Raw genomic sequence first — 11,439 nt, 5'->3', positions numbered from 1 at the left:
AACAACAGCAGAAACGATATTTTTATTCATCACCATACTCCATGTGCGCAACATTGATTTTATTTTTAATTACATCACTTAACAATTGATGCTTACACTGCCAGAGAAATAGCGGTGATTTATTGATCCAAATCAAGCTTAATATCAATACTTATATTTAGGTATATCAACTAGATATAGATCACATATTCCGCAATATTGCGGCCCAAACAAGGTTAACCCGTTAACGTACTGAGTGGACTCCTTCACTCATTCGAGTCACAAACACCACCAATATCAGTGAATACTCTAAGATAACGCTAGACCGGATCACACATTCATAGGGATTGATTACGCGTGGTTTACTCTCCCCGCGCGAGTGTGAGCAATGGATAACGCACTAGCCACCCTTTGTCTGCGAGACGCTGCTGAAATACGGCCATGGCCCGGCGCGGGTTGGGCGTTAATGTTAGTGCAAATAATGACTGCAACCCAAAGGGCGCATATAACCGATAGCCAGCTGCCATCGAGCTCTCAGCCCCGCTCTTGCTATAGCCAATCCCCACTGCAGTTTCGATTTCAGGCCAATGTGCCATTGCATCAATGCAAGAAAGATACGGCGCATCTTGATGTTTTACATGCATCCGCGCCTGATTCTTTACCGACCAAGGCAGATCAGGTGCCACATGGCGCAAAGCATCTTCAATGGCCCGATCCCGCTGGCGACTCACATCCTGTGGGCAATAGTAAATCACATCAATATCCGCCAGCGGCATGGGGGCTAAGCCGTGCAATCGATCCCACACCAAGTTACGCACAAAACCTGCCGCAATGCACCACTGCGGCATGGGATGCAGCGCGGCGCACTCGGCCACCTGAGCGAGCAGCGTTAGGCGCAGATGATCTTGACTGAGCCACTCAAATAAACGCTGCTGTAATAGCGCTTCATCCTTGAACTGAGCCGCTTGGGTTAACCCTGACGACATATTCGTTACTGCGCATCGGGCTGAAGCTCTGGAACAGCCAGGGCAAAGGAAGGCAACTGCTGACAGGCCTGCCATACTCGCAGGATATTAGGATAAGGCGTTAAATCCACATTAAATCGCTGAGCGTTATAAACCTGCGGCACTAAACAGACATCGGCCATCGTCACAGTATCACCAAAACAATACTGGCCACTGTGGCGTGTCAGTAGGGTTTCGAGCGGGGCAAAGCCGCTAGTCACCCAATGCTGATACCAGGCATTCTTGGCACTTTCGTCAACGCCCAAAGTCTGGGTTAAGTACTGCAATACCCGCAGGTTATTAAGAGGATGAATATCACAGGCAATGCTTAATGCCATGGCGCGCACTTGAGCACGCGCAAGGGCTGAGGCGGGCAGCAGCGGCGATTGGGGATAACACTCGTCAAGATATTCAATAATCGCCAACGATTGCGATAATGCCGCCGCTTCAGGCCCCTCACCAAGGAGCAGCGTAGGCACTAATTCTTGGGGATTCAGGGCGCGATAGGCGGCGTTATGCTGCTCTCCGCCGTCGCGCAGCAAATGCACCGACTGCTGCTCAGCATTGATCCCTTTTAGATTAAGGGCGATACGCACACGATATGCAGCGCTCGAGCGCCAGTAACCGTAAAGTTTCATCGGGCAAACTCCTACTTTCGATCCTGTCTTGATAAAAAACCGATAAAAACGGGGCGATTAGCCCCGTCTGTTAGCCTAAAGGCTATATCCAACAAATGCCAAAATATTAGCCTTTGTACTCAACCACTTTTTGGTCTATCGCCCCAAAAATCGTCACACCTTTATCATCAAACATTTCAATGCGCACTGTGTCACCAAAGTGCATAAATGGGGTCGTCGCTTTCCCGCTGGCAATCACTTCTAACATGCGTTTTTCTGCCAAACAACTGGAGCCGGCACTGCGGTCATAGTTAGAAATCGTCCCTGAGCCAATGATCGCCCCCGCGCCTAATGGCCGAGTTTTCGCCACATGAGCAATTAATTGGCTGAAATTAAAGGTCATATCCACCCCAGCATTGGGCCGCCCAAATAGCTCACCGTTTAAATGGGTCACCAGTGGTAAATGCACTTTGCTATCTTGCCAACGCGCACCTAATTCATCGGGTGTGACGGCAACGGGCGAAAAGCTACTCGAAGGTTTGGATTGGAAAAAACCAAAGCCCTTGGCAAGCTCCGCAGGAATTAAGTTTCTGAGCGAAACATCATTGACTAACATCAGTAATTTAATGTGTTGATTGGCATCCTTATCGCTTACGCCCATAGGCACATCATCGGTGATGATGGCAATTTCAGACTCAAAATCGATACCCCATTCCTCACTTGCCAGCGGTATGTCGGCCTTAGGTGCAATAAAACTATCGGAGCCACCCTGATAAAACAGCGGATCAGTCCAGAAAGTCTCTGGCATATCAGCACCGCGCGCCTTACGCACTAACTCCACATGATTAACATAGGCGCTGCCATCGGCCCATTGATAAGCTCGGGGTAATGGCGCTAAACATTTAGCTTCATCAAAGGGTTGGGCATTGTCTAATAGGCCATCATTAAGCGCATCGTACAATTCTTGCAGTTGTGGTTGTAGCAGTGCCCAACTATCGAGCAACTGCTGCAGGGTATGGGCTATCGCGGGTACGGCAACGGCGCGGCTGAGATCGCGGCTCACTAACATTAACTGACCATCTCGGCGACCATTGTTATAACTTGCAAGTTTCATATGAACTCCTGTGTTGCTACGGCGTAAGCGTACAATCATCTGTTAGCTGGCAAGCATACGCATGCCAGCGTTAATTGGGTTAATAGCGAGGTTTGCCTAAGGTTGTCGCCACGCGGATGGGATGCAAATCGCTGCGCTTTGCGTAGAAATACCCGAAGCTGCGCCAGATTCCTATAGCGTGACATAAATCACATTTACTTTGCTTGATAGCAAATTTGTAAACAATTCATGACATCATTCCTGTAAAGGCCAGTCCTCAACCGTTAACCACTCAAACTGATTAAAAAGCCAACAAATGAGTGGCACGAAACGGTTACAACTCTCCCGCGAGTCAGGTTCAACTACGTTTGCCAATCTGGTACTCTCTGAGCTTGTTGGCGATAGCCGTATGGGATACTCCCAATTTTTTCGCTAATTGGCGCGTACTGGGGTAAGCCGGATAAAGCCTGCGTAACACACTGGCCTCAAACTGCTTGACGACATCATCTAAATTGCCTTCAAAGTCATGATCAAAGTACCCAAAACCTTCGGCGTAGGACGGTAATTTAAGCTGCTCAACCGTTAACTCTGCCGAGCCATCCCACATCGACACCGCTCTAAACACGGCATTTTTTAATTGGCGGATGTTACCGGGCCAGGCATAACTCAACAGATGCTCGCGGCACTGGGCCGAAATGCGCCGCACCGGGCTTGAAAGCTGCTGGCTATAGTGCTCAAGGAACATTTCAGTGAGCGGAATGATATCGACTTTACGTTCCCGCAGGGCAGGAATGTGATAACTCAGCACATGGATCCGATAATATAAATCCTCACGAAACTCGCCCGTTTGGCACAATTCCGCCAGATTTTTTTGGGTCGAGCAGATGATCCGCACATCGGCGCGTACCTCTTCATCCCCACCGATACGCCTAAAAGTCCCATCCTGCAACAACCGCAATAATTTCACTTGGGCAGCCTTGGACATTTCGGCCACTTCATCTAAAAAGACCGTGCCGCCCTTGGCTTCTTCAAAAAAACCCCGCTTAATGATTTTGCCTTGACTGACATAGCCAAATAATTCTTCTTCAGCGGCGCTGTCGGGCAAGGCGGCGCAGTTAATCGCAATAAAAGGTTTTTCACGGCGCATACTGGCATCATGACTGGCTCTGGCCATTAATTCTTTACCGGTACCAGTTTCGCCGGTGATCAGCAGCGGCGCATCGAGCTGAGCCATACGCCGGGCCTGCTTGAGCACCTCTTTCATTTTGTCACTGCTGGCGAGCACATTTTCAAAGCCTGCGGTTTGATTTTGCAGGGCGTTAAATTGTTTTCCGAGCCGCGCTGGCGACTTCAGCGACACCACCGCCCCCGCAAGAATGGTTTTATCATTCTCATCGGGCAAATAAATGGGCAGCATTTCGGCAAGATATTCATTTTGACCAATTTGCACCCGCGCCGCCTGGGCGAGCACTTGGCTCTCACTTAACCAACGACTGAAATTAAACCCTTGCACCCAATGGTTTAATGATTCATCAACCACCTCATGTTCGGTCATGCCCATATTCAGCAATGCCGACTCATTGACAATCCGGATGCGCCCCTTCACATCAATGGAAAAGACTAAGTCAGGTAAGGTCTTAAGCAAGGTTTTAAGAGCGTAATGCTCCTGCTCTGAGGGCATAAAGGAGACGGTTCGCACATCGTGGACACTCTCCACTTTGCGGATTTGCGGCATCAAAGCACTTAAGGTTTCAAAACGGATTTCGGCAAATTGAAGGTATAAAAAACCTTGGTTACTGGCATCAATAGCAATTAAATTAATACCATAACGTTCAAGCACCACTAAGATATCTTTCGCTAAACCAACGCGATCTTGACAGCTAACTTCCAAACGCATAATGACTGATATTCCTTTTTTGATTCGAATTATGGAATAAACCGCGTAGCGCCCTGTTGGACTGATAAAACTCATGCTGATGAAACTCAAGCCAATGTCGCTTTAAGCAATGTTGCTTTAACCAATGTTGCTTAAACCGATGTTGTTTAAGCCAATTGGCTGGAGTCCTCACAGGGCGGGTATACGTTAGAAGGTAAATGCAAAAGTGGCAAGTCTAGTTTACAGTCCATTTGTAACATAAAGAAAAAATCAGTGCACAATCTAAATTAATGCACTGATTTATTTTAAGTTTTATTCAATTTAATAACTGGTCAGTCTTGGCGGCCATGATGAAATCATTCCGATGTAATCCCTTAATAGAGTGTGACCACCAAGTAACAGTAACTTTACCCCACTCAATTAACATGCCGGGATGGTGAAATTCAGCTTCAGCCAGCTCAGCCAGCTTATTCGAAAAGGCCATCGCCGCTTTAAAATTTTTAAACTTATACACTCGCTCAAGCTGCATGATGCCATCACGCACTTGGACGCTCCAATCGGGGATCTGGCGCACTAACTGGGCCAGTTCGTCATCGGTCACTTTAGGCGCATCAGCTTGGCAAGCTTCACATTTCATCTTAGATAACGCTGTCATACATACTCCTTTGGGCAACGTCTACAACGTCTATTTGGGTTTAGTGACGCACTTACAGCATCACGATTTTAAAAGAACCTAGGTCAATCGGCCTAAGCGACACCTATCAAAACCTCTGGTATTTAAGGCAATGGTATCCAAGCGATGAATAGCAAAGCCATAAAATGTCAAAGCCATTGCCATGCAAATCCTAGTAATGGCCATTGGCTAACTTGCTTGAGCTTTAGGCGGAAACTTAGGGGGAAACAGGCCCAACTGCCGCGCCTTTGTCACATACCCCATAATGTCTAATTTGGCAATTTCATCTAACATATCAATATGTTCTATTACGTAATAGATAGGCTGCATGATATCGATACGATAAGGCGTGCGCAGCACCTCCAACAAATCAAAGGGCTTACGTTCTGGTATTGGGCTTGTCATCGCGTATAAGGTTTCTGCGGGGGAACTTAAAATCCCGCCACCATAAATACACAGTTCGCCCTCCCGAGGTTTAAGTAAACCAAACTCCACCGTAAACCAATATAACCGTGCTAAAAATACCCTTTCCTCCTTGCTGGCATTCAGACCCAATTGGCCATACATATGCGAAAAATGGGCGAAGGAGGGATTCGTCAATAACGGGCAATGGCCAAAGATTTCATGAAAAATATCCGGTTCTTGCAAGTAATCAAATTCTTCCTTACGGCGGATAAAGGTGGCTACCGGAAACTCCTTATTGGCTAATAATTCAAAAAAACGCCCAAAAGAGATCAGCGCTGGCACGGCAGCCGTTTTCCAACCGGTCGTGGCCTGTAATACGGCGTCAATTTCAGTCAGTTGCGGGATACGATCCTCAGGCAAGCCAAGCGCGCTTAGGCCCTGTAAGTATTCCTTACAGGCCCTGCCCGGCAAGTTAACCGCTTGGCGAGCATAGAGTTGCCGCCAAATATCATGTTCCTCTTGGGGATAATCGATATAGCCTGTCACATCGCCATGGCGGGCAACATAGGCAGATCCTTTGGTCATAGTGTTCACTTACAGATTGTTAAGCATGGCCTAATAGTGATCTAAGGGCTGAATTTTGTTAACTGCTTCACACTTTATAGTTCAAGCCTTTGGGTGACGTAAACGTAAACTAAATATTACACCGCAGTTAATGGTAAGATGCCAAAGCCCATAATGGAAAACATCTCCTCAATAGACGCTGACCTTATGGCTCAAAAATTTAATCTTTGACTGATTAAATGTAGAAATCGCGCTAGAATCCAATTTTTGTAAATAGCTTTTCTGCATAGGTCATTTAGAATAATGGCCGCTAATCGCATCTCCTTGACTTAAAAGGTTCGCAATGAAACAACATCAAATTCGTAAAGCTGTTATTCCTGTCGCAGGCTTAGGGACTCGCATGCTACCGGCAACCAAAGCCATTCCTAAAGAAATGTTGCCCGTTGTTGATAAGCCATTAATCCAATACGTTGTAAGTGAAGCTATTGCCGCTGGCATCAAAGAAATTGTGCTCGTTACCCATGCGAGTAAAAACTCCATTGAAAACCATTTTGATACCAGTTTTGAATTAGAAGCTCAGCTTGAGCGCCGAGTAAAACGCCAACTATTAGAAGCGGTGCAATCGATTTGTCCAAAAGACGTAACAGTGATCAGCGTGCGTCAATCCCAAGCTAAAGGCTTAGGCCATGCGATTTTATGTGCTAAATCCGTGGTTGGCGATGCGCCCTTCGCCGTATTGCTGCCGGATGTGATTATCGATGAAGCCAGCTGCGATCTGACTCAAGATAACTTAGCCGCCATGGTGGCCTTATTTGATGAAACCCAAGTGGGTCAAATCATGGTCGAAGGGGTACCACATCACCTCGTTAACCAATACGGTATTGCCGATGTGAATGGCCACGATTTACAACCGGGCGAGTCCGAGCCATTAGTGGAGCTGGTTGAAAAACCCCCCGTTGATGAAGCCCCATCCAATCTTGCCGTCGTTGGCCGCTATGTCCTGCCCGCCGCGATTTGGCCATTATTAGCAAAAACCCCCGCAGGTGCCGGCGATGAGATCCAACTGACCGACGCCATTGCCATGTTAATGCAGCAAGAAACCGTGAATGCCTACTACATGGAAGGAAAAAGCCACGATTGCGGTAACAAACAAGGCTATATGCGCGCTAACGTTGAATACGCTCTGCGCCACAGCGAGATCGGCGAAGAGTTTGCCCAATACTTAAAGACTGTTGTAAAAGGAATAAAATAATGGCGATTTTAGTGACTGGTGGTGCTGGCTATATCGGCACCCATACCGTAGTAGAATTACTCAATGCGGGGAGCGAAGTGATTGTATTAGACAACCTGTCTAACTCAAGTATCGAAGCCCTAAACCGTGTCGAGCGCATTACGGGGAAATCAGTCACATTTTACCAAGGCGATATTCTTAATAAAGCATTGTTACAGAAAGTGTTTAGTGATCATGCTATCGATTCTGTCATTCATTTTGCGGGCTTAAAAGCGGTGGGCGAATCGGTTGCTAAGCCCCTTAAATATTATGAGAATAACGTCACCGGTACCCTGATCCTCTGCAAAGTCATGGCAGAATATCAGGTGAAAAATCTCGTCTTTAGTTCATCGGCTACCGTCTATGGCGATCCGGCAAGCCTGCCGATCACTGAGGATTTTCCGACTGGGGCAACCAACCCTTACGGGCAATCAAAACTCATGGTCGAGCATATTCTTGCCGATTTACACCATAGCGATCCGAGTTGGAATATCGCTCGTCTACGCTACTTTAACCCTGTTGGTGCCCATGCCAGTGGGTTGATTGGTGAAGATCCCAATGATATTCCAAATAATTTAATGCCGTTTATTGCTCAGGTTGCAGTGGGTAAGCGCGCGGTACTCAGTGTTTTTGGTGATGATTATCCCACCCACGATGGCACAGGTGTGCGCGACTATATCCATGTGGTGGATTTAGCCAAAGGACATTTAAAAGCCCTTGAAAAATTAGCCACTCAGCCTGGTCTTGTCACTTATAACCTCGGTACAGGCCAAGGCTATAGCGTGCTGGATATGGTTAAAGCCTTTGAAAAAGCCAGTGGAAAAACCATTGCCTATCAAATTGCCCCCCGCCGCCCGGGGGATATTGCCGCCTGTTATGCCGATCCAACCTTTGCCAAGGAAGACCTCGGTTGGCAGGCCACACACAGCCTAGAAGACATGGCAAGCAGCAGTTGGCATTGGCAGTCAAGCAATCCTACCGGCTACAATGGTTAACAACGGATTGGTTAACAACGCAATGGTTAACAACGGATTAGTTAGCTACATAATCGTTAACAACAGCTAAGTTAACTGCATAATGGCTCGGGTTCCGAGCCATTTTTTTAGTGAATGGATGATTTAGCGCGTATGCAGGGGGGCATCTTTTGTGTTTTTCGTGTTGAGCTCATGTTGAGCTAACACCAACTACGCGAGTATGAGCCACAGTTAAACGCGACCATTAAGTGTAAGCAGCACACCTAAGTGTTACCCTTAAACACCCACGCCATATTCAGCCAAACAACCCGTGTGTTAGCCCAAACCTGATAACTACAGTAGGAAAGACATGACTCAACCTATCAATCATGGTCGGCGCAGCCTCTTTAATCGCCGCAAAACCCCAGCAATGAGACCGCCTTGGGTGCGTGATACTATTGAATTTACTGATGTATGTACCCGTTGCGCCGCATGTATCGATGTCTGTGAAACCCATATCATTTTCAAAGGTGATGGCGGATTTCCGGAAATCTCCTTTAAAGAGAATGAATGTACTTTTTGTACCCTATGCGCTAAGGCTTGCCCAGAACCTGTGTTTGATCTCACTCAAACCGCCCCTTGGCAACACAAAGCAACAATCCTCGATACCTGTTTAACCTATCAAGGCATTTGCTGCCAAAGTTGCAAGGATGCCTGTGAGCCTCGGGCGATTCGTTTTACCCCCAGCATCGGCCAAGTCCCAAGCCCGAAAATTGATGTGGAGTTATGCACGGGCTGCGGTGCCTGTGTGGCCCCCTGCCCCAGTCAGGCAATCTTACTTAACGCAGAGACTGATCCTAGCTAACTCATGCAAATGGACAAATGTGGAGCCCGAAGGCTAATACAACTCATTCGGCAAATAACCTTAGATTAACTTGAGTTAGCATCCCTATCTACGTTAATATTTGGTGAAATTTACATTGAGTAACATCATGATCATGTTGAGTAAATTAGGCCTTTTTTCCAGAAAAACCGCAAAACCACTCAGTTTTATTGCTAATGGCACTAAATTAACGGGTAATATGGAATTAATGGGCGATATATTGATTGGTGGAGAGGTCAATGGTCAAATATTGTCCCAGGGCAATATTATGGTCGAGCAAGGTGGCCGAGTTGAAGGTGAAATCAAATGCCAAGAATTTATCGTCAATGGTTACTTTAAAGGACGCTTAATTTGTGAGCGCTTAGTGATCCAAAATCATGGTGTGGTTGATGGCGATGTTGCCAGCACCGCGATGCAAATTATGGAGGGCGGCCAATTTATCGGCTTAAGGATCAAAGAAGATGTCTCTACCATCCAAACCCACAGTTTAGCCGCGCCCTATGAGGCCAAAAGCTTATCGCTCAGTGCCGCACCTATCCAAGGGGATGTGACGCTTAAGACGCCTTAACCTCCCACCTTTACCTCCCTAGGCGCCGACGACGGTCAGCCCTTCGCGGCTATCGCTTGGGCGACGCTCTGGCGTAGCAACTTAATAAATGCCTGTGGCGGGCGATCTAAACTCTCATGGGGAATATACAGGTGATACCCCAAATGACTATCTAACATAGTACAGCGGTGGCCAAACATGGCTAATACACCGCGATAACGTTCCCCATCCAGCACCAGAGGGCTAAATTCGGCCCCCAAATAAGTCTCGAGGGTGGCCAATTCTGCCTGGGAGGAGGCCGCCGTCACCAACAAGGGGCGTTGTTCCGTTAATAGTCCCGTCGCGAGGCGCAGAGAAATATTATCCAAGATAGGATTTAGGCGTTTTAATTTGATCCCAAGGTATGATAACTCAATATTATCAATCCCATGCGTTACTCTTGGTATGTCAATCCGCGCAATGTTATCCCAAGCAATAAACACCCGACCACGGCGATGGAAATAGGTGAGCCCTTGCTCATCAAGGGTGAGCGTCGTTTGCGGCTCATACACTTTGGCTAAACCGAGAATGAGGGCGATGGCCCCCATACAAAACAAGACTAACCCTAAGGCAAAAAACGCGGGAACAACGACAAATAACCCAATACCGAGCAAAAAAGCACTGCCACCCGCCCAGGTTAACGTTAAGCCATTGCGCTTAGATAATGGCTGTATCCTTTGTACTTCGGGCGTTAACTTCATTGCATTATTCCTGTGTCATCCAAAACCAGAGGCGACCAATATATTCATGAATCGCTCGCTGAGAGGTGAGTAAATTATCGGCATTAAGCCGCCACCAAAAATCTGGGCGCGCCCTAAAATCTGTCGGGGCGGGGCTCGCGGCTAAGCCATGCGTGGTAAAAATTGCCATAGCCCTAGGCATATGATCGGCCGAGGTGACTAAGCGTAACGGACGATCGCCGATGATTTCCTTGGCATAGAGCGCTTCTTCAACGGTATCTCTGGCTAACGGTAACTGCACAATGCGCTGACTATCCACCCCTAATTCTACGGCGGCCTTGGCCATCATCTGGGCGTGGGCAAATGCTGTCAATTCGCCGCTCCAACCACTGACCAACAATTGGCAGTCTTGGCCCAATGCAAGTTGGCGTATCCCTTCCGACAGCCTTGCCAGAGCCACGGCCGAGAGCGACTGCACCGCCGAGGCCGCCGCAATATCGGCATGGGCCGAGCCCAACACCATCACATAACATGCGCCTGAAATCGGCCGAGAATTGATCGGAAAACTGGCCTCAAGGGGCCGAGCCAACCAATCGACGCTCAGTTGACTACTGAGCAACCCCAAAATAAGCGTTGCACTCACCACCGCACGCTTAGCCAGAGCACGATAACGCCATAGCAATAATGACAGGAGTAATAACAGCAGGATAAACGGGATCGGCATAACTGCCATTGAAGCGATTTTCTTTAACCAAAACATACTTTGCTTAACCACAACATACTGATATTCCTAAAAACGCTTTTAAGCCAACCCGCCTCATGTTACCCAAACAAACGGGGCGATAACCCACAGCCC

Annotated in this window: 12 protein-coding genes; 4 read left to right on the top strand and 8 right to left on the bottom strand. The window is 47.6% G+C overall.

The annotated features are described in order from the left end of the window. Positions 1-341 precede the first annotated feature (341 nt). The 6 genes from ACRCZA_RS07355 to phhA all read right to left on the bottom strand — a co-directional run bounded on the left by ACRCZA_RS07355 (position 342) and on the right by phhA (position 6,232). The gene (locus tag ACRCZA_RS07355) at positions 342-965 is read right to left on the bottom strand and encodes a nucleotidyltransferase family protein (RefSeq protein WP_438673802.1); all 624 of its coding nucleotides are present in this window, start codon (positions 963-965) and stop codon (positions 342-344) included. Between the two features lie 5 nt (positions 966-970). Next, complete coding sequence (gene maiA, locus ACRCZA_RS07350; protein WP_438673801.1) at positions 971-1,621, bottom strand: maleylacetoacetate isomerase; 651 nt, start codon at positions 1,619-1,621, stop codon at positions 971-973. A 106-nt stretch (positions 1,622-1,727) separates the two neighbouring features. Further along, a complete protein-coding gene (locus ACRCZA_RS07345; protein ID WP_438673800.1) occupies positions 1,728-2,714 on the bottom strand; it encodes a fumarylacetoacetate hydrolase family protein in 987 nt (328 codons plus the stop codon). A 337-nt stretch (positions 2,715-3,051) separates the two neighbouring features. After that, positions 3,052-4,590, bottom strand: a complete 1,539-nt coding sequence (gene tyrR, locus ACRCZA_RS07340) for a transcriptional regulator TyrR (protein ID WP_438673799.1) — start codon at positions 4,588-4,590, stop codon at positions 3,052-3,054. 295 nt (positions 4,591-4,885) lie between these two features. After that, the gene (locus ACRCZA_RS07335) at positions 4,886-5,224 is read right to left on the bottom strand and encodes a 4a-hydroxytetrahydrobiopterin dehydratase (protein WP_438673798.1); all 339 of its coding nucleotides are present in this window, start codon (positions 5,222-5,224) and stop codon (positions 4,886-4,888) included. A 207-nt stretch (positions 5,225-5,431) separates the two neighbouring features. After that, positions 5,432-6,232, bottom strand: coding sequence for a phenylalanine 4-monooxygenase (gene phhA, locus ACRCZA_RS07330; RefSeq protein ID WP_438673797.1), 801 nt, complete (start codon positions 6,230-6,232; stop codon positions 5,432-5,434). 322 nt (positions 6,233-6,554) lie between these two features. On the opposite strand from phhA, the gene galU reads away from it, so the two are divergent. From galU to ACRCZA_RS07310, 4 genes are all read left to right on the top strand, one after another. Beyond that, on the top strand, positions 6,555-7,463 hold the full coding sequence (gene galU, locus ACRCZA_RS07325) for a UTP--glucose-1-phosphate uridylyltransferase GalU (protein ID WP_438673796.1): 909 nt from the start codon (positions 6,555-6,557) through the stop codon (positions 7,461-7,463). Next, the gene (gene galE / locus ACRCZA_RS07320) at positions 7,463-8,476 is read left to right on the top strand and encodes a UDP-glucose 4-epimerase GalE (protein WP_438673795.1); all 1,014 of its coding nucleotides are present in this window, start codon (positions 7,463-7,465) and stop codon (positions 8,474-8,476) included. The genes galU and galE overlap by 1 nt, the downstream gene beginning before the upstream one ends. Positions 8,477-8,804: 328 nt before the next feature. Next, entirely contained in the window at positions 8,805-9,299 is a 495-nt protein-coding gene (napF, locus tag ACRCZA_RS07315; protein ID WP_438673794.1) for a ferredoxin-type protein NapF, read from the top strand. A gap of 133 nt (positions 9,300-9,432) precedes the next feature. Continuing rightward, the gene (locus ACRCZA_RS07310) at positions 9,433-9,885 is read left to right on the top strand and encodes a bactofilin family protein (RefSeq protein ID WP_438673804.1); all 453 of its coding nucleotides are present in this window, start codon (positions 9,433-9,435) and stop codon (positions 9,883-9,885) included. A gap of 35 nt (positions 9,886-9,920) precedes the next feature. Here ACRCZA_RS07310 and ACRCZA_RS07305 read toward each other — a convergent pair whose 3' ends face one another. After that, the gene (locus ACRCZA_RS07305) at positions 9,921-10,604 is read right to left on the bottom strand and encodes a DUF2982 domain-containing protein (protein ID WP_438673793.1); all 684 of its coding nucleotides are present in this window, start codon (positions 10,602-10,604) and stop codon (positions 9,921-9,923) included. Between the two features lie 4 nt (positions 10,605-10,608). Continuing rightward, complete coding sequence (locus ACRCZA_RS07300) at positions 10,609-11,307, bottom strand: YdcF family protein (RefSeq protein WP_438673803.1); 699 nt, start codon at positions 11,305-11,307, stop codon at positions 10,609-10,611. Between the last annotated feature and the right edge of the window lie 132 nt (positions 11,308-11,439).

Origin of the sequence: Shewanella sp., from assembly GCF_051658185.1 — a bacterium.
Taxonomy (GTDB): domain Bacteria; phylum Pseudomonadota; class Gammaproteobacteria; order Enterobacterales; family Shewanellaceae; genus Shewanella.
The sequence above is the reverse complement of the archived record's forward strand: the minus strand, read 5'-3'. Positions and strand labels throughout refer to the sequence as shown.

What these genes read in the sequence shown, in the direction of transcription:
- ACRCZA_RS07355 (WP_438673802.1), bottom strand. Translation starts at nt 965, where the DNA reads ATGTCGTCAGGGTTAACCCAAGCGGCTCAGTTCAAGGATGAAGCGCTA.
- maiA (WP_438673801.1), bottom strand. Translation starts at nt 1,621, where the DNA reads ATGAAACTTTACGGTTACTGGCGCTCGAGCGCTGCATATCGTGTGCGT.
- ACRCZA_RS07345 (WP_438673800.1), bottom strand. Translation starts at nt 2,714, where the DNA reads ATGAAACTTGCAAGTTATAACAATGGTCGCCGAGATGGTCAGTTAATG.
- tyrR (WP_438673799.1), bottom strand. Translation starts at nt 4,590, where the DNA reads ATGCGTTTGGAAGTTAGCTGTCAAGATCGCGTTGGTTTAGCGAAAGAT.
- ACRCZA_RS07335 (WP_438673798.1), bottom strand. Translation starts at nt 5,224, where the DNA reads ATGACAGCGTTATCTAAGATGAAATGTGAAGCTTGCCAAGCTGATGCG.
- phhA (WP_438673797.1), bottom strand. Translation starts at nt 6,232, where the DNA reads ATGACCAAAGGATCTGCCTATGTTGCCCGCCATGGCGATGTGACAGGC.
- galU (WP_438673796.1), top strand. Translation starts at nt 6,555, where the DNA reads ATGAAACAACATCAAATTCGTAAAGCTGTTATTCCTGTCGCAGGCTTA.
- galE (WP_438673795.1), top strand. Translation starts at nt 7,463, where the DNA reads ATGGCGATTTTAGTGACTGGTGGTGCTGGCTATATCGGCACCCATACC.
- napF (WP_438673794.1), top strand. Translation starts at nt 8,805, where the DNA reads ATGACTCAACCTATCAATCATGGTCGGCGCAGCCTCTTTAATCGCCGC.
- ACRCZA_RS07310 (WP_438673804.1), top strand. Translation starts at nt 9,433, where the DNA reads ATGTTGAGTAAATTAGGCCTTTTTTCCAGAAAAACCGCAAAACCACTC.
- ACRCZA_RS07305 (WP_438673793.1), bottom strand. Translation starts at nt 10,604, where the DNA reads ATGAAGTTAACGCCCGAAGTACAAAGGATACAGCCATTATCTAAGCGC.
- ACRCZA_RS07300 (WP_438673803.1), bottom strand. Translation starts at nt 11,307, where the DNA reads ATGCCGATCCCGTTTATCCTGCTGTTATTACTCCTGTCATTATTGCTA.